The sequence below is a fragment of the Phenylobacterium sp. genome (assembly GCF_036264965.1).
Taxonomy (GTDB): Bacteria; Pseudomonadota; Alphaproteobacteria; order Caulobacterales; family Caulobacteraceae; genus Phenylobacterium.
The window spans coordinates 12,652-29,480 of the sequence record NZ_DATAPY010000061.1 but is presented as its reverse complement, the minus strand read 5'-3'; the positions used below and the strand labels follow the sequence as shown (position 1 = coordinate 29,480).

Annotated in this window: 13 protein-coding genes and 1 riboswitch; of the genes, 3 read left to right on the top strand and 10 right to left on the bottom strand. The window is 67.9% G+C overall.

Features of this window, described 5'->3' with window-relative positions; genetic code table 11:
* Together VHS75_RS08610 and VHS75_RS08605 are read right to left on the bottom strand one after the other, a co-directional pair.
* On the bottom strand, nt 1-1,999 hold a 1,999-nt coding region (locus tag VHS75_RS08610), incomplete at its 3' end, for a TonB-dependent receptor plug domain-containing protein (protein WP_329638199.1).
* A 192-nt stretch (nt 2,000-2,191) separates the two neighbouring features.
* A riboswitch (cobalamin riboswitch) is annotated at nt 2,192-2,415 on the bottom strand.
* Nucleotides 2,416-2,517: 102 nt separating this feature from the next.
* Nucleotides 2,518-3,480, bottom strand: a complete 963-nt coding sequence (locus tag VHS75_RS08605) for a sugar phosphate isomerase/epimerase (RefSeq protein WP_329638198.1) — start codon at nt 3,478-3,480, stop codon at nt 2,518-2,520.
* Between the two features lie 116 nt (nt 3,481-3,596).
* Here VHS75_RS08605 and VHS75_RS08600 point away from each other — a divergent pair, with 116 nt between their 5' ends.
* Nucleotides 3,597-4,526 carry a sugar kinase gene (locus tag VHS75_RS08600; RefSeq protein WP_329638197.1) on the top strand — a complete coding sequence of 310 codons (930 nt, stop codon included), beginning with the start codon at nt 3,597-3,599 and terminating at the stop codon, nt 4,524-4,526.
* On the opposite strand, the gene VHS75_RS08595 is transcribed toward VHS75_RS08600, so the two are convergent.
* From VHS75_RS08595 to VHS75_RS08575, 5 genes are all read right to left on the bottom strand, one after another.
* Nucleotides 4,517-6,268 carry a hypothetical protein gene (locus tag VHS75_RS08595; protein WP_329638196.1) on the bottom strand — a complete coding sequence of 584 codons (1,752 nt, stop codon included), beginning with the start codon at nt 6,266-6,268 and terminating at the stop codon, nt 4,517-4,519. The two genes, VHS75_RS08600 and VHS75_RS08595, sit on opposite strands and share 10 nt — an antisense overlap.
* 109 nt (nt 6,269-6,377) lie before the next feature.
* Nucleotides 6,378-7,403 (bottom strand): alginate lyase family protein, encoded by a 1,026-nt coding sequence (locus VHS75_RS08590; protein ID WP_329638195.1) that lies wholly within the window; start codon nt 7,401-7,403, stop codon nt 6,378-6,380.
* Between the two features lie 34 nt (nt 7,404-7,437).
* Nucleotides 7,438-9,891, bottom strand: coding sequence for a TonB-dependent receptor (locus VHS75_RS08585; RefSeq protein WP_329638194.1), 2,454 nt, complete (start codon nt 9,889-9,891; stop codon nt 7,438-7,440).
* A gap of 168 nt (nt 9,892-10,059) precedes the next feature.
* Nucleotides 10,060-12,189 carry an ATP-binding protein gene (locus VHS75_RS08580; RefSeq protein ID WP_329638193.1) on the bottom strand — a complete coding sequence of 710 codons (2,130 nt, stop codon included), beginning with the start codon at nt 12,187-12,189 and terminating at the stop codon, nt 10,060-10,062.
* A gap of 116 nt (nt 12,190-12,305) precedes the next feature.
* Nucleotides 12,306-12,998 (bottom strand): VIT family protein, encoded by a 693-nt coding sequence (locus tag VHS75_RS08575; RefSeq protein WP_329638192.1) that lies wholly within the window; start codon nt 12,996-12,998, stop codon nt 12,306-12,308.
* A gap of 254 nt (nt 12,999-13,252) precedes the next feature.
* Here VHS75_RS08575 and VHS75_RS08570 point away from each other — a divergent pair, with 254 nt between their 5' ends.
* Nucleotides 13,253-13,387, top strand: coding sequence for a hypothetical protein (locus VHS75_RS08570; RefSeq protein ID WP_329638191.1), 135 nt, complete (start codon nt 13,253-13,255; stop codon nt 13,385-13,387).
* A complete protein-coding gene (locus VHS75_RS08565) occupies nt 13,375-13,575 on the top strand; it encodes a hypothetical protein (RefSeq protein WP_329638190.1) in 201 nt (66 codons plus the stop codon). Before VHS75_RS08570 ends, VHS75_RS08565 begins: the two co-directional genes overlap by 13 nt.
* A gap of 13 nt (nt 13,576-13,588) precedes the next feature.
* Here the strand turns inward: VHS75_RS08565 and kduD are convergent, their stop codons facing one another.
* The 3 genes from kduD to uxaC all read right to left on the bottom strand — a co-directional run bounded on the left by kduD (nt 13,589) and on the right by uxaC (nt 16,731).
* Nucleotides 13,589-14,335 carry a 2-dehydro-3-deoxy-D-gluconate 5-dehydrogenase KduD gene (gene kduD / locus VHS75_RS08560; protein ID WP_329638189.1) on the bottom strand — a complete coding sequence of 249 codons (747 nt, stop codon included), beginning with the start codon at nt 14,333-14,335 and terminating at the stop codon, nt 13,589-13,591.
* Between the two features lie 79 nt (nt 14,336-14,414).
* The gene (gene kduI / locus VHS75_RS08555; RefSeq protein ID WP_329638188.1) at nt 14,415-15,251 is read right to left on the bottom strand and encodes a 5-dehydro-4-deoxy-D-glucuronate isomerase; all 837 of its coding nucleotides are present in this window, start codon (nt 15,249-15,251) and stop codon (nt 14,415-14,417) included.
* A 10-nt stretch (nt 15,252-15,261) separates the two neighbouring features.
* Complete coding sequence (gene uxaC, locus VHS75_RS08550) at nt 15,262-16,731, bottom strand: glucuronate isomerase (protein WP_329638200.1); 1,470 nt, start codon at nt 16,729-16,731, stop codon at nt 15,262-15,264.
* Nucleotides 16,732-16,829 lie beyond the last annotated feature (98 nt).

Genomic DNA, 16,829 nt, shown 5'->3' with positions numbered 1-16,829 from the left:
AGGCCGCCCGGCCCGGCGCGGCGAAGCTGAAGACTTCCTGGTAGCTCTGGTCGAACAGGTTCTCGATCCGTCCATAGAGCTCGACCGTCGGGTTGATCTTCCAGGTCGCGCCCAGGTTCACCAGGGTGAAGGCCTTGAGGTTCACCAGCACCGGCGTGAACGACGGGTCGGTGAAGGCCTCGTCGAACTGCTTGCCGTTGTAGCGAACCGTCAGCGTGCCGCTGAACGGCGTGCCCGGCGGCGTCCAGGTGAGGTTGGCGCTGGCGATGTCCTTGGCGCGCCGGACCGCCTGGCCGTCGAAGGTCGTGAACTTGCCGGCCTGGATCACCGACTGCGTCTGCGGGGCGTCAAGATAGGTGTAGGCGCCGTCCAGCCGCCAGTCGGCCCCCAGCCGCGCATCGGCGAACAGTTCGAGGCCCCGCTGTTTGTCCGTCTCGGCCAGGTTCACCGGCATAGCGACGCCGGTGGCGAAGCTAGTGGTGATCTGGTCGGTCAGCCGGTCATCGAAATACGTCGCCCCGACATGGGCCTGACCGTTCAGGAACGTCTGGTCGACGCCGACCTCCCAGCCCTCTGACCGCTCCGGCTTCAGGTTCGGGTTGCCGATGAAGCGCCCGGCGAAGAAGTCGAACAGTTCGCTGAAGCTCGGGTCCTTCACGCCCGATCCCGCCGCCGCGTGCAACCGCGTCCCCTCATCGAAGCGATAGCTCGCCTGGACGCGGTAGGTGGTGTCGTCGGAAAAGCGGTTGTTCCAGTCGTGTCGGACCGAGGCGCCGAAGGCCGCGCGATCGTCCACCGTAACATCGTAGGCGCCCACCAGGCCGGTGTCGTCCAGATGTTCCTTGCCGGTGAATCCGCCAAACGGCGAGACGGTGGTCTGCGAGGTGTTCTGTTCGGCGTCGAAGGCCACGGTGATCCGCTGTTTCATATGCTCGTCGCCAAAGCGGAACGCGCCCTCGTAGGACTCGATGAACCGCGTGCCGTGGTCGCCGCCGGTCTTGACGATCGGCTGGCCGGCGGCGGGCGCAAGGGAATTGGCGACGTCGAACTCGCTGCGCCGGGTGTCGGCCACCTGGGCGCTCAGTGCGTTGGTGAAGCGCCCGTCCATTGAGGCGAGCTCGCCCTTCACCAGGCCGTAGAAGGCGTCGTTGACGAAGTGCGTCCCCGGTGAATCCACGGTCAGGCCGAAGGTCTTGCTGGCGCTGTTCTCGTCGCTGTCGTCGGTGTCGGCGTCGGTGTGACTGAAGCGGCCGACCGCGGTGACGTGCAGGTTGGCGAGCGGCGACCAGATCAGCTTGGCCGAGGCGCCTGCGCTGTCCGAGCCCACATCGCGGCGCCCGCCGACCGCCACCGGATAGCCGTCCGTGTGCAGGCCGCTGGCCGCAAGCGCGTAGTCCAGGTCGCCGTCGACGCCCGCGACCCGCGCGCCGCCGGCGTAGGTCCCCATCGAGCCGCCTTCGACGCGCAGTCGGATCCCCGGCGCCTCAGCGCCCGTCAGCGTGGTGTAGCTGATCACGCCGCCAATGGCGTCCGAACCGTAGAGCGAGGACTGCTGGCCGCGCAGCACTTCGATCCGGGCGGCCTCGTCGGCGATGATCGTGCCGAAATCATATTCGTCGAAGAACGGGTCGGACGCCTTGATCCCGTCGATCAGCACCAGGGTATGGTTGCCCTCTGAGCCGCGAAGGCGGACCTGGGTCATGCCGCCCACGCCGCCCGTGCGGCTGACCGCGACGCCCGGCACATCGCGCAGGACGTCGGACACCACCACCGTCTGGCGCTGCTGCAGGGCTTCGTCATCGATGACGGTGACGGACGCCGCCACCAGGTCGCTGGGCGTCGCATCGCCGGAGCGGGACGCGGTGACCACCAGCGGATCGACGATGGTCGCCGCCGGCGCTGGAGCCTCCGCGGCGATCGCGTAGAACGGCGCCGCGGCGTTAAGCGCCAGGAGACTGGCGCCCCAAAAGAGTCGGGGAATCGAGAGGTATCTGGGCATCTGAAGCCCTCCGTTGCCTTGCGTCTGAACGACTGCGGAGAGCCTCCCCATGGGCTTTGAGCCCTCGGGGCCGACGGACCGGCGGCGCGGACGCGATGGCGCGCCAGGCCGGACCGGTCGAAACGGCTCCCCGCCGCTTCTGCTCGTCGCTCAGACGGAAGACCGCGCCCCGGATTCACACTGATCCGAAAGCTCGAGCGACACGCACCGACCGGTTTCCTGGCTCACGGGTCATCGCGTCAGACGCCGACCTTCCCGGGCGTTTCGGCCCAGTGGCTGGCGGGAGAACTCCCCCACCGAAGACGTCTGCACTCACCGCTTACAGTTGCAGGGACAGCCGCAGATCAGGAGCGAAAGAAGCCCCCTACTGCGTTCCCGATTAAGCCCCGAAGGGCATCGGCGCGCAGGATAGGCGCCCGCAGATGGGCCGCGGACGATCGCGGCCAGAACGTGACCGTGACGCGCGCCTCTTAGGCCCCGTCGTAACGGTTTGTCTATGCTCGCCCTTGGGTTGGCGCTCAGGCCACCACAGCGTTCAGGTAATCGAAGCAGAGCTTCGCCGCCTCGATCCGCGGGCGTTCGAAGGGTGGCTCCTGCTCGACGAAGAAGCCGCGCACGCCCTCGGCATAGGCCGCCGGCAACAGCTTCTTCCAGTCGATGATCCCGGAGCCCACCTCGGTCGGGTCCTGGCGGAAGGCGAAGTTGGTCTTAGTCGTCGCCTTCACGTCCTTCACATGCATCTGCTTGAAGCGCCCGGCGTGCGTCTTCAAGAGCGCGAAGGGGTCATGACCGGCGGCCACCACCCAGCCCACGTCCATCTCGAACGACACCAGCGCCGGGTCCGTGCCTTTCAGCAGGATCTCCAGTCCGGTCGTCCCACCCACCGGCGCGAACTCGATGTTGTGGTTATGGTAGCCGGCCGTCAGGCCCGCGGCCTTCAGCGCCTTGCCCTTGGCGTTCAGGAGGTCGGCCGTGCCCTTCCAGTCATCGACCGTCAGGCTTCTGACCATCCGCTCGCGCGAATCGGCCGTCGACTCGCCCTCGATGTGGACCGACGCGATCCGCTTCGGGACCTCGAACATCGGCAGCACCACATGGGCGAAGCCGATCACCTTCGCGTCGGCGATCACCTGATCGATATTGGCCCAGCTCGGCTGGCCGGCCGCTGCGGTCGCCGGAACGTGGGCGCTGGTGCAGCTCAAGCCCGCCTTGTCGAAAGCCGCGCGCAGTTGCTGCGGGGTGCGGCCCACGTAACCCGCCGTCTCCACGGTGCGGTAGCCGATCTTCGCCACCTGCCCCAGCATGCCGTCCAGGTCCGCCGCCAGATCGGCGCCCAGCGTATACAGCTGCAGCCCGACCGACAGGTTATTGCCTCTAAAGAACGGCCCTTTCGGGCTCGCCGCTCCGGCGGCGCCCGCAACCCCGACGGCGCCGGCCGCCAGGCCCGCCCCGATCAGGCCTCTACGCGACATACCGATCATCTCGGCCTCCTCCGTCCAGCTCTAAAATGGCTTCGTTTACAAGGCTAAGGCTTAGGTTCTTCACGCCGCATCGGCTAGTCTCGACGCCATCGGTCTTGAGCGGTTGCGGAGCGGGCATGGGCGGGGTCGTGGGCTTCGGCGAAGTCATGGTGGAGGTCAGCCTTACAGGCTCCGGCTCCGCTGTCATTGGTTATGCGGGCGACGTGTTCAACACCGCCGTCTACCTTCGCCGGCTGGGAACCCAGGTCAGCCTCGCCACCGCGCTGGGCGACGGCGACCCCTTCAGCACCGCCATCCTCGGCCTGATGGCCGCCGAGGGCATCGGCGCCGAGCTGGTCACCCGCGCGCCTGGCCGCCTGCCCGGCCTCTACACCATCCAGCGCGATGCGCAGGGCGAGCGATCGTTCTTCTTCTGGCGCGAACAGGCGCCGTTCCGGCAATTCTTCGACATCGCCGACGTCAGCGCCTTCACGACCGCATTGCGTGGCGCGGACCTTGTCTATGTCTCCGGCATTCCCTTGGCGGTGATCGGCGAGGCGGGCCGGGCCAAGTTGCTGGCGATCCTCGCGGACCTGGCGGCGGCCGGCGTGAAGATCGCCTTCGACTCGAATTATCGCCCCAGCCTCTGGCCCTCGCGGGATGCGGCTCTGGCCGCCATGGAGGCGGTCATCCCCTACTGCCGGCTGGTCTCGGCCAGCGGCCAGGACGTGGAGGCGTTGACACTTCGCCCGCTGGACGACGTGGCCGCCGATTGGGCGCGGCTCTGTCCTGAGGTCGTCGCCCGCGCCGAGGACCGGACCGTGACGGTCTACCTCGACGGCAAGGCCCACCGCTTGCCCGCGCCGCCACCGATCCAGGCGATCGACACCACCGGCGCCGGCGACAGCTTCAACGCCGGCTACATCTCAGCCTGGCTGAAGGGCGAACCCTTCGAGCGCGGCGTCGCGGCCGGTCACGCCGTGGCCGCCCGCGTCGTGCAGCATGTGGGGGCGATTATCCCCGCGGCGGCCATGCCGCCGCCGGGTCAGCGGCCGAGTCAGCGGTAGGTCATCGTCCAGCGGACCACGAGCGGACCCGTCAGGCGCCTTGCTCCGGACTTGCACACAATGCGGCTCGCCAGCGGGCCAACGGGCGTGTGGCCGTCCTCGGGGCTCGCGAAAGGCTCGCTGGCGCACCCATCGAGCCCGTCGACCTTGAATGAGGTGACGCCGCCGCTGGCGAAGCGTGCCGCGCCGCCTTCGATGACCGCGCCGCCGGAATAGGAGCCGAACTCCAGGTCGACGGCCTTGAGCTCGACCGGGCCGGCGGTCGGCCGGAATTCGTCGGTGCGCGTGATGCGGCCTGGCGAGAATGAGTAGCTGGTCTTGACCGACAGCCGCCCATCCGCGACGGGCGCCTTCTGGCCCATCCGGTCGAGCTCCGTCTGAAGCCAGGACACTCGCGTTATCGCGCCGCGCCCGCTGACCTGCACATGCTTGAAGAAAGCCAGGGGCATCAGCGCCGAACCATCCGCCAGCGTCAGGCGCGGAACGAGGTTCGGGGCTTGGCTGTCGGCGACGCCGGACAGCAAGCCCGGCGAGAACGGGGCCGGGAAATAGGGGTTCGTCATGTGCTCGCCGGCGCCGCCGTTGATCAGCGGAAGCCCGATGACCCAGTCGCCGTCACGCAGCGTGATCAGAAGGCGATCGTATTCACCCTTGGCGAACCAGGTGACCGTCCGCTTCGGCAGGGCGCGTAGCCAGCCCGCGTAGGCTGGGTCGGGGGCTTTGCCCTTGAAGCCCAGATCGTTCCAGATGGCGTCGGTGTAGATGTATTGCCGCCCCAAGCTGAGATTCTCACCGAGGATACGGTTCAGTCCGCGATAGTCGTCGGTTCGACGCCCATGCCGCCAAAGGTTCACCGACCCCATCTGTGGGTCGTACCAGAAGTCCGCGTACCGGGCGGTGATGCGGGACGAGAAGGCGTAGGCCATCGTCTCTTCGCGGGGCGTCAGCACGCCGTACTTGGCGGCCGCGGTCATCACCTCCAGGAAGCAGGTTTCGCCATAGGCGCCGATGCTGCGGCCGTATTCGAAGCCCTCGCCGCGCATGTTGAAACGCGGCAGCATCAGGTCGACGGACCTGCGCAGCCAGACCTTGAGTTCCGGCGGCGGCGGCGTGTCGGTTTCGATGAAGCGCTGGGCGATCTCGCCGATCAGCAGGACGCTATAGCGGTCGAAGCGTCCCTCGCCATCCGTCTCGTCGGCGAAACCGAACCGACCCGAATAGCGCCCGTAGTGGTCGAGCATCTTGGCCAGCAGCCGCTCGCTCGCCTGTCCGTCTTCCCAGCCAAGCAGGTTGCGCAGGCGCGCCACGCTGAAGGCGACCCCGTAGTAGTTGTTCGGCAGGTCGATAAGCGTGAGGTCCGGACGCACGAAGGTCCGCCAGTCCAATTTGATCCTCAGCTTGGCCAGGGTTTCGGCGGAGACCGCCTGGTCAAGCAGACCGGCCTTCTTCAACATCCACAGCGCTTCGACGTAGTAGTAGATGCCCCAGGTGTCGTTGGGCTGATCGACGGTCAGATCGGCGAGGCTTCGGAAATCCGCGAGATAGGCGGCGAACCTGGGATCGGTCCGCGGCGTCGCCAGCAGCGCATAGGCCATGCCCACGGCGATCTTGCCGGGAAGAAATCTGTCATGGCCATCGAAGACCCTGACGCCATCCAAGGTCATGTCGCTTTTCGCGGTCGCCAGTTCGTCCAGCTGCGCCTCGATCCGCGGAAGAATTCGCCCGTTGACCGTCTCGTCCATCGGCGGGGCGGTCGCATAGACGGCCCCGCGTCCGTCAAGGCCTTCCGCGCCCGCAGCCTGCGCAGGCGCCACAACGGCAATGGATACCGCAAGGGCCAAGGCGGCGCGTTCACTTCGCATCGAACAGACCTTGCTTGGCCATGAGCGTCAGGTCACCGCCGGCTCTTGGGTCATCGTAGGGTCCAGCGGCGTGCAGCGCTTCGAACCGTTCCGGATGCACGGCGCGCAGCCGATAGAACTCCACCCACCCCGTCTCGCCGATCGGCTTGGCGTCTTGCGGCGCCTGAGGCGTCGAAGCGCTGCGCGCAAACCAGCTCGGGTCGGCGTAGCCCGCCGCGACGCGGTCGGCGAGCAGGTCGATGCGATGGTTGCGATAGCCGTACCAGTCCTCGCCGCGCCGACGGGCCATCTCGGCCATCAGCACCAACGGGTCGAGGGCGTAATTGTGATAGTGGAACGCCCGCTCGCCGCGGGCCATCTCCAGGGGTAGCGAGCCGTCATCTTTGATGTCATCGACGCCGAGGCGATAGATCGCCTTGGCCTGGTTGAAGAGCTGCGGGTCGCCGTCGGCGATCGCCGTCGCCATCACCCCGACGCCGGTCCAATAATAGTGGTTGTTGCGCGCCTTCTTGGGGTTGTCCCAATAGGCCATGCTGCTGGCGGCCACCGCCTTGAGCCAGGCCTCGATGCGCGCGCGCTGCGGCGCCGAGGCGGCGGGCTTCACCTTCAGATAGGCGATCGCGGCGCCCGCATGCACCCACTGGCGCAGATAGTCGGGCTGATCGTTGTTGACGCGCAGCATCTGGCCCAGCAACGCGCCGTCGCGCGCCCAGCCGTCAAGCCAGGCGACCGCGCAGGCGCCGGCCGCAGCGTCTCCCTGGGCCAAGTAGGCGTCCGACAGGCCGGAGACCGTCTTGTTGAAGTCGTTCAGCGGCTTGGTCAGCGCCAGGTTCGCCTTGAACCTGGCGTCATCGACCACGGACTTCGCCGCGTCGGAATAGTAGCCGATCGCCTTGATGTCGCGGACGGCCGGCGGCGCGGGCGGGCAGTCGGACGCCGCGGCGTGGCCGGCGGCGGCCAACGCGATCAGAACGGCGGCGGCCGTCCGATGGCGGCGTCCTGGTCTGGGATGCATGCTGTCGCGCTCGTGGCTCGGATGGGTCGCGCCGTCAGTAGTTGTAGTCGAGGTGGACGCCGAAGTAGCGGTGGCTGTCGCGGCCCGGGGTCCAGTTGATCGCGTCGCTGATCGGCGCGCCCTTGGTGGCGCCGTAGGGGTTGATGTTCCAGTTGCCGGCGCGGCCCAGGAAGGTCGCGTAGCTCTGATCCAGCGCGTTGTTGACGAACACCGACGCCTTCCATTTTCCCTTCCTCACCCCGGCGCCCAGGTTGACGATGCCATAGGCGCTCTGCTTGGAATCCGGATCGTTCAGGAGACTGTAGTACACGGACGATTGCGCCCGGAACGCCACGGTGAGGAAGCCGGTATAGTCGCCGGCGAGCGGCCGGTCGTACTCGGCGTTGCCGCTGATGCTGTACTTCGGCGCATTGAACAGCGGCGCGCCCGAAAGGTTCTGCTGGCTGTTCACGCACCCCAGGGCGGCCGTCTGATTTGAGAAGCAGGCCGCGGCCGGGAAGCTGTCGATGGTCGCCTTGTCGTAGGCGCCCGCCAGGTTGAAGGTGAGGCTCCGCGTGACCTGAGTGAACAGCTCGACCTCCACGCCCTTCGTCGTGACCTGGCCGATGCTGTTGAGCTCGTTCTGCTGGGTGATGTCATCGCGGCTCTGGGCCTGGAAGTTGTGGTAGATTTCGTCGAACGCGGTGACGTTCAGGATCACCCGGCGGTCAAAGAACGAGCTCTTGAACCCGAACTGGTAGGCGTCGACCGTTTCAGGCGGCACCGGTTGCCGCGAGGCGACGGCGTCCGCCGTCGGGAAGCCGGCCAAGGGGACTCCCGCCGCGAGCAGCGAGCGCGTGGTCAGCGTGCTGGTCAGGTCGAAGGCCGGGCCCTTGTTGCCGCGGTCGTAGCCGCCGAACACCATCAGCGTCGGCGTGACCTGGTACTGTAGCGCGACCTTCCCGGTCACCGAGTCATAGGTGCTGCAGGTTTTGGCCGTCAGGCCGCTGGGCGTCTTCGTCGAGCAGGTGGGCTGGCCGTAGGTGACGTTGTTGAAGAGGTCGGCGAACGAATAGTGCAGATCGTCGCGGTTCAGCCGCAGGCCGGTGACCAGGGTGAGCTGGCTGGTCACGTCAAAGGTCGATTGCCCGTAGAGGGCGTAGTTGCTGTCGGACGAGTGCGAAATGTAGTTCGCGAACGCCGAGGTCGTCGGCGGCACCGTCGTCAGGTTTCCGTCCTGGGTCAGGGTGTTCGACCCGCGGACGAAGGTCGCCTCGCCCTTGGTGTTGCTGAAGAAGAAGCCGGCCACATAGCGGAACCGCCCTGCACTGGGCGAGGTCAGCCGGAATTCCTGGGTGACTGAGCTGATCTTGAACACGCCGCCGTTGGCCGAACCGCCGGCCACCGCGCCGGGCACCGGGTTGGGGCCGCCCGGGCCCCAGTTGTATGCGGTCAGGTCGGTGTCCTGCAGGTCATGCAGATCGTAGCGGTCGTAGGAGCTGACCGACAGCAGGGTGAAGTCGCCCAGGCTGTGCTCGATCTTGAACCCGGAACCGTAGTCGACCGCATTGCCCTCCGGATTGATGTCCGCCGAGACTTGACGGTTGTTCGATCCGGGGACGATCCCGTTGAGGATGGCGGCCTGGGTCGCCGCGAATTTCGTCGCGTTGAACTTGCCGTAGGTCAGGCCCCCGTCGACCTGGCTCAGGAAGTACGGTGTCATCGTACAGCAGGTCGCGTGCGTGTTGGACCAATAGGGCAACAAGGAGAGCGTCCAGGAGGGCGCAGGCTCCCAGACAAGCTTGGCCCTGACGTTGGCGTCGTTGTGGCCGTCGATCCATTGCCCGTTGAAGACGTTGTACAAATTCCCCTTGTAGTTGTCGGCGCCCATAGCCAGGCGGAACTTGAAGGTGTCGCCGATCGGGCCTGAGACGAAGGCGTTCGCGCGCTGCTCTCGGTCGTCGGTCGCCATCAGCCGCACGCCTTCCTCCAGCGTGTTGGTCGGCGCCTGCGTGGTGATGGTGATCACGCCGGCCGAGGCGGATCTCCCGAACAGGGTGTTTTGCGGCCCGCGCAGCACTTCCACCTGACTGGCGTCGGTGAGCGAATTGAACGCCTGGGCCTGGAAGGCCTGGGGCACATCGTCGACGACGACCGCGGTGCTCGCCTCGGTGGCGATCGAGAAGGCGTAGGTGCCGACCCCGCGGATATTGATGCTGTTGTTGAACGGCTGGGTGGTCTTGGTGATCGTGAGGTCCGGGGCGACGGTCGTGATGTCATCGAAGTCCCGGACATCCGCCCGGTCCAGCACGGACTTGGTCGCTACGAACACCGACTGCGGCACGGTCTGCACGTTCTCGGGACGCTTGTTCGCCGTGACGATCACCTCTTCAACGGCGCCTCGCGTGGACGCCGGCGGGGTCGCTGTCTGCGCCGCAGCCCCGCCGCACAGGCCCGTGGAAACAGCCCCCACGGCGACGGACAACCACAGCTGTGATTTAAGGTTCATGGACACTTCCCCCTGGTTCGCGGCCATCGGTGACCAACTTGTTGGGAGGGACGCTCCGCCAAACTGACACCGGTGTCAAGACACCGGTGTCACGAACGCTGGTTGCGTTTCAATTTGCGCAAGGGAGCCGGCTTCGACGCCAAGGGCCTGCGTCCGCGGCGCGCTGCCCTAGGCGGCGGCGGCTTCGTCGGCCGGTTTGGAAAGCACCTTCTCGATCGCGCCCAGCAGGGTCGCCATGGCGATCGGCTTGGCGACGAAGCCGTTCATGCCGGCGGCCAGGTACTCATCGATCTGGTGGCGCATGACATTGGCCGACAGGGCCAGGATCGGGGTCGGGCGCCGGCCCTCGGCCCGCTCCAGCGCGCGGATCGCCTGCGCCGCATCGACGCCGTTCATCACCGGCATCTGCACGTCCATCAGCACCAGATCGAAGCCGCCCTCGCGGAACATTTCGACCGCTTCGGACCCGTCGCTCGCCAGATGCAGCTCCAGGCCGAGCGGGCTCAGCATCGCCTCCAGCAGCAGCCGGTTGGTGCGGTTATCCTCGGCGGCCAGCACCCGCAGGCCCGGGCGATCCTTTTCGCGGGCCTTGCGCGGCGGCTTGCCCGGTTCCGGCGCTGCGTCCCCCGGATCCGGACGGCCCAGCCAGGTCAGCGGCAGCTCGACAGTGAAGGTCGAGCCCCGGTCCTCGACGCTGGCGACGGAAATCCTGCCGCCCATCAGGTCGACCAGCTCACGCGAGATCGCCAGGCCCAGGCCCGTGCCGCCGAACTTGCGGGTCACCGAGGGATCGACCTGCGAGAACCGCTGGAACAGCCGCGCCAGCTCAAGCCCGGGGATACCCACGCCGGTGTCGGCGACGCGGAAGCAGACCCCCGTAGCGGTCCGCGCGGCTGCCAGGCTCACTTCGCCGGCGGCGGTGAACTTCACCGCATTGGAGGCCAGGTTGGCGAGCACCTGGCGCAGCTTGCCGCCGTCGCCATGCCATGAGCCCAAGGCCTCGGGATCGATCTCGACGCGGAAGCCCACGCCCTTGCGCGCGGCGGCCTCGGCGAACGGCCGGGTCGCGGCCCCGACGGCGCTCGCCAAGTCGAACGGGCCGGGGTCGAGCTCCATGCTCCCCGCCTCGATCTTCGAAAGGTCCAGCACGTCGTTGAGCAGGCCCAGCAGGGCCTCGCCGGACGTGCGGATCACCTGCACCTTCTCGCGCGCGGCGGCCGGCAGGCCCTCCAGCGCCAGCACCTGGGCCATGCCCAGGATGCCGTTCAGCGGGGTGCGGATCTCGTGGCTCATGTTGGCCAGGAATTGCGACTTGGCGACATTGGCGCTCTCCGCCCGGTCGCGGGCCTCCTCCAGATCGTGCAGCGCCGCCTCGTGAGCGCGCTCATAGGCGTCGAGCTCGCGCAGCACACGCCACACCTGACGGCCCAGGACCGCCATGATGATCAGGAACACCGCCAGCGCCAGGCTGAGCGCCGGGAGCTGGGTCTTCAGTGCGGCCAGGCCCGGATGGCTCGGTGTCCAGGTGATCGCCCCGACGCTGCGCCCTTGGATGCCCATCAGGTCCACGGCTGCGCCGCCGTGCGGTCCCACGACGATCCGCGGATTGGTCACGTGCATGCGGCGCATCGAATAGAGGATGCGCGGGTCCAGCTCCTGGGCGGCGATCACGATCGTCGCCGGGCCGGGCTTCCGCGGCGCGCCGCCGATGGAGGGAACCACGGTCGAGACGCCGACCAGCCAGCGTCGGCCGCCGGAGACCATGACCCCCTTGGCGGTCTCGGCCAGGGTCGGATCCGTGGGCTCGACCTTCGGCCGGTAGGCGCCGCGGGCCGCCTCGATGACCCGCAGCTCGTGGATCAGCGGCAGGGCGTCGGCGACGAACTGCGCCTGGCCGAGCGCATCGGCGCGATGCTTGCCCACCCAGGCGTAGAAGGGCCGGTCGTGGTCGTCGAGGGCCACGGTGCGGTCGAAGGCGCGGTTGTTGGCGAAGAAGCCTCCGATCTCGGCGTCCGCCCAGGCCATGTCGCCGCCCGGGCGCATGTTGCGGTAGGCCTGGTCCCAGACCGTCACCGTCGTCATGTCGGAGACCAGCCGCGTACTGATGCGGTCCACGGCGTTGGCGACCAGGAAGCGGTCCTCGCGGACCTTCAGGTCGTCGGTGAGGCGCGAGCCGGAGACCAGCAGTGTGGTCACGCCGACCAGCACCACCGCCACCAGGCTGAAGGTGAGACCCAGCAGACGGCGGATTGCGGCCTGGCTCTTTCGGTCGGTTTTACGATCACCGGCGTCGGTCATACCGCGACTCAAAGAGCCTCGCGGACAATGGATCGTTAACGCCGACCCAGACTCTTTCGGCGGCGCCGATTTCAGCGGCGGCGCTTCGACAAGGTCCCGTTCGTCCAGGCGGGGACCTAGCCCACCGCCACGCCGAAGAGCTTGCCGATACCGGCGGTGACGGCCATCGCCAGCGCGCCCCAGAAGGTCACCCGCACCGTGGCGCGCAGAATATTGGCGCCGCCGGTCTTGGCGCCGACAGCGCCGAGCACCGCCAGGAAGATCAGCGAACTCGCGGCCACCACCGGGGTCAGCAGCGCCATCGGCGAAACGATCACCATCAGGAGCGGAAGCGCCGCCCCGACCGAGAAGGAGACGGCCGAGGCGAACGCAGCCTGCACCGGCCGCGCCGTCGTGGCTTCAGAAATCCCCAGCTCGTCGCGGGCGTGAGCCTCGAGCGGATCCTTCGCCATCAACTGCTCGGCGACGACGGCGGCGATCTCCGGCGATACGCCCCGCGCCCGATAGATGCCGGCCAGCTCCGCCCGCTCGGCCTCAATGTTCTGGGAGAGCTCCTGCTCCTCAACCGCCAGATCGGCCTTCTCGGCGTCAGATTGCGAGCTGACCGAGACATATTCCCCCGCCGCCATCGACATGGCGCCCGCCACGAGCCCCGCGACCCCGGTGATCAGGATGCTCGATCGCCCGGCCGAGGCCGCGGCCACGCCCAGGATCAGACTGCCGGTCGACAACAGCCCGTCATTCGCCCCAAGCACCGCGGCTCTCAGCCAGCCGACCCGCGTAACCCGATGGCCCTCTCGATGTGGCATGTGACACCCGTTCCGCTGTTTCCGCGGCTCCGGTCTAGCATGTCACCCTATCAATCGCGCCCGAGCAGGGTCATATGGAAGGCAGCGCCGTCGCGCGGTCGCCGCCACCGAAGCGGTTGAGCCCTCGCGACGTGGCGTCCGTCCCGAGACAATCCCATGCCGATGCTGTTCGTGGCCGCCGCACTCTGCGTGCTGGTCGCCGGCGTTTCGCCGTACGTCTACGCCCTGGCCAAGGTCCGCACCGGAGGCCGGTCGTGAGCGCCTCGCCCGAGCCGAGCAAGACGCCCGAATTCCCGCCGACGCCGTTCCTGTCGCCGCGCAACGTGCCCCTGTGGTTCAGCCTGCTGCTGATCGCCGCGATCGGCGGCCTGGTCTGGTGGACCCACTGACCGACGCGCCGGGTCCTGCGCCCAAGGATCTGGCGCGCGAGAACCTCTACCTCCGCCAGCGCGTGGCGCAGCTCCAGGAAGACGTCACCAGCCTTGCGGCCGAAAGCGACCGCCTTCGCCAGACGCTGGCGCGCCTGCACGGCCGCGCCGCCGTGCAGCGGCCCGATTCGCCGGGCGGCGCCCGCTAGCCCCCAAGCTGCCTCAGCGCGCCAGCCAGCCCCCGTCCACGGCCACGACGGAACCGTGCATGTAGTCCGAGGCCCGGCTGGCCAGGAACACCGCCACGCCCGCCAGATCGTCCGGCGTTCCCCAGCGCCCGGCCGGAATCCGCTCCAGGATCTGGCGGCTGCGGGTCTCGTCGGCGCGTAGGCCTTCGGTGTTGTTGGTGACGAAATAGCCCGGCGCGATGGCGTTGACGTTGATCCCCTTGGGCGCCCACTCGTTGGCCAGCGCCTTGGTCAGGCCCGCCAGCCCGCTCTTCGAGGCCGTGTAGGACGGCACGCGCAGGCCGCCCTGGAACGACAGCATCGAAGCCACCTGGATGATCTTCCCGCCGCGGCCGGCGGCGATCCAGCCCCTGGCCGCCGCCTGGCTGAGGAAGAAGGCCACCTTCAGATTGGTGTCCATCACCGCGTCCCAGTCGGCCTCGGTGAAGTCGGCGCTGTCGGCGCGGCGGATGATGCCGGCGTTGTTGACCAGGATGTCGATCGGCCCGGCTTCCGCCATCACCGCCCCGATCGGCGCGATCGAACTGAGATCCGCCGGGATCGCCCGCAGCTTTCGCCCAGCCGCGGCCACCATCTGGCCCGTCTCGTCCGGCGCGCTGCGCCCGACCGCGACGATGTCCGCCCCGGCGCCTGCAAGTCCCACGGCGATGGCCTGCCCCAGCCCGGTGTTGGCGCCGGTGACGAGGGCCGTCTTGCCCGTCAGATCGAAGAGCCCGCTCATCCTCCTACGCTCCCAGCATGGGAGCTTTGGAGGATCGATCGCGGGAGGATGCATCCTGCGAAGCCTTGGCGAAGGAGGATCATTTCAGCTGGCAGATGTCGAGGACATGCATGTCGGTGAAGTCGAGATTCTCGCCGCCCATGGCCCAGATGAAGGCGTAGTTCGAGGTGCCCGAGCCCATGTGGATCGACCATGGCGGCGACATCACCGCCTCCTCATTGGCCATCACGATGTGCCGCTGGGCGTCCGGTTCGCCCATGAAGTGGAACACCCGCTCGTCCTCCTTCAGCCCGAAGTAGAAATAGACCTCGCTCCGGCGGTCGTGCAGGTGCGGCGGCATGGTGTTCCAGACGCTGCCCGTGTTGAGGATGGTCAGCCCCAGCAGCAGCTGCGCCGACTGGCATGTCGCCGGGACCACCAGCTGGTAGATCGTCCGCTCGTTGGACTGCGCCAGCGACCCGCGCTCCAGCGGCACGGCTTCGGCGATGGAGATCTGCTTGGCCTCGAACCGCGCATGTGCCGGCGTCGAGACCAGATAGAACCGCGCGCCCTCGCCTTCGAAGATCACGTCCTTCGAGCCCATCGGCACATAGAGGCAGTCGCGCGGCGCCAGGGTGAAGGCCTGACCGTCGACGGTGACCTTGCCGACGACGTCGGCGACATTGATCACCCCCAGCTCGCGCCGCTCCAGGAACGGATGGCCGGCGGCTGAGGCCGGCTCGGTCTGGTCGGGCAGCTTCAGCGGCCCTTTGCCGGGCGCCGCGCCGCCGATCACGAACCGCTCATAGTGGGCGTAGTTCAGCACCACCTCGCCGGCGACGAAGACGTCGCTCACCAGATAGCGATCGCGCAGCTGGTCGTTGGTGGCGCCGGCCATCATGTCCGGGTGCGTGGCGTGGTAGGTCTTCTTGAACATGAGGGCCTCCTCAGGCGTCTCGTGCGGAGGCCAGGCGAGCCCGCGAGGGCAAGGGCTGGGGCGCATCCAGTTTGTAGGCCTTCTTGGCCAGGTTGTAGGCGAGGTCCTGGGCCACGTCGGCGGCCTCGTCCTCGGTCATTCGGTGCTCGGCCACCAGCCGCCCCAAGAACCCGCAATCCACGCGCCGGGCCACGTCGTGCCGCGCCGGGATCGACAGGAAGGCGCGGGTGTCGTCGTTGAAGCCGACGGTGTTGTAGAAGCCCGCCGTCTCCGTGGTCTGCTCGCGGAACCGGCGCATGCCTTCGGGGCTGTCGTGGAACCACCAGGCGGGGCCCAAGCGCAGCGCCGGATAATGGCCGGCCAGCGGCGCGAGTTCGCGGCTGTAGGCCGTTTCGTCGAGGGTGAAGAGGATCAGGGTCAGGCCGGGCTCATTGCCGAACCGGTCCAGCAGGGGTTTGAGCGCCCGCACATAGTCGGTGGGCTGCGGGATGTCGGCGCCCTTGTCGCGGCCTTGGGTCCAGAACAGGCGGGCGTTGTGGTTCCGGAACGAACCCGGATGGATCTGCATCACCAGCCCGTCGTCCAGGCTCATCCTGGCCATCTCGGTCAGCATCTGGGCGCGGAACAGCTCGGCGTCCTCCTTGGAGCGCACGCCGTCCAGGATGCGATGATAGAGCGCCTCGGCGTCGGCCGGCGCCAGGTCGGCGGTCTGCGCTGTCGGGTGGCCGTGGTCGGTGGAGGTGGCTCCGGCGGCGATGAAGGCCTGCCGGCGAATGCGATGCGCCTCCAGATAGCCGGCCCAGAAGCTGACGTCCTGGCCGGAGAGCTGGGCGAACCGCTCCAGTGACGGCCAGAAGTCCTCGTGCTCCGGGTCGACCACCGGGTCCGGGCGATAGGCGGTGACCACGCGCCCGCCCCAGCCGCTCTCGCGGATCGCCTTGTGGTAATTGAGCGGATCGGTGGGCGATTCCGTGGTCGCCAGCACCTCGATGTTGAACCGCTCGAACAGCGCCCGCGGCCGGAAGGCCGGCGTCGCCAGCAGCTCGCCGATGCGGTCGAAGTAGAGGTCCGCCGTGCCCGCATCCAGGGCCACGTCGAAGCCGAACACCTCGGCGAACACATGCTCCAGCCAGATCGCCGACGGCGTCCCGCGGAACAGATGCATGTGGCTCGCGAACAGCCGCCAGGCGGCTCGCGGGTCTGCCGGGCTCGCCCCCTTGCGGCTCGGCACGCCCAGCGCCTCCATCGGCACGCCCTGGCTGTAGAGCATGCGGAACAGGTAATGGTCCGGCGTGAGCAACAGGCTGGTCGCGTCCTCGAAGGGGGCATTGGTCGCGAACCACGCCGGGTCGGTGTGACCGTGCGGGCTGATGATCGGCAGGCCGGACACCTCGCCATAGAGCCGGCGCGCGACATCGCGCACCGCCGGATCGGCCGGGAACAGCCGGTCGGAGTGAAGGCTCAACGGTTTTGCTTGCATTTTGGCCATGGCTCGCACGCGCTCTTTCAGGCTGGCGGCAGGTAACCGGTGTCATCATCGGCTGGCAAGTCCTCTCAGCAGACCTGTCCCGCAAATTG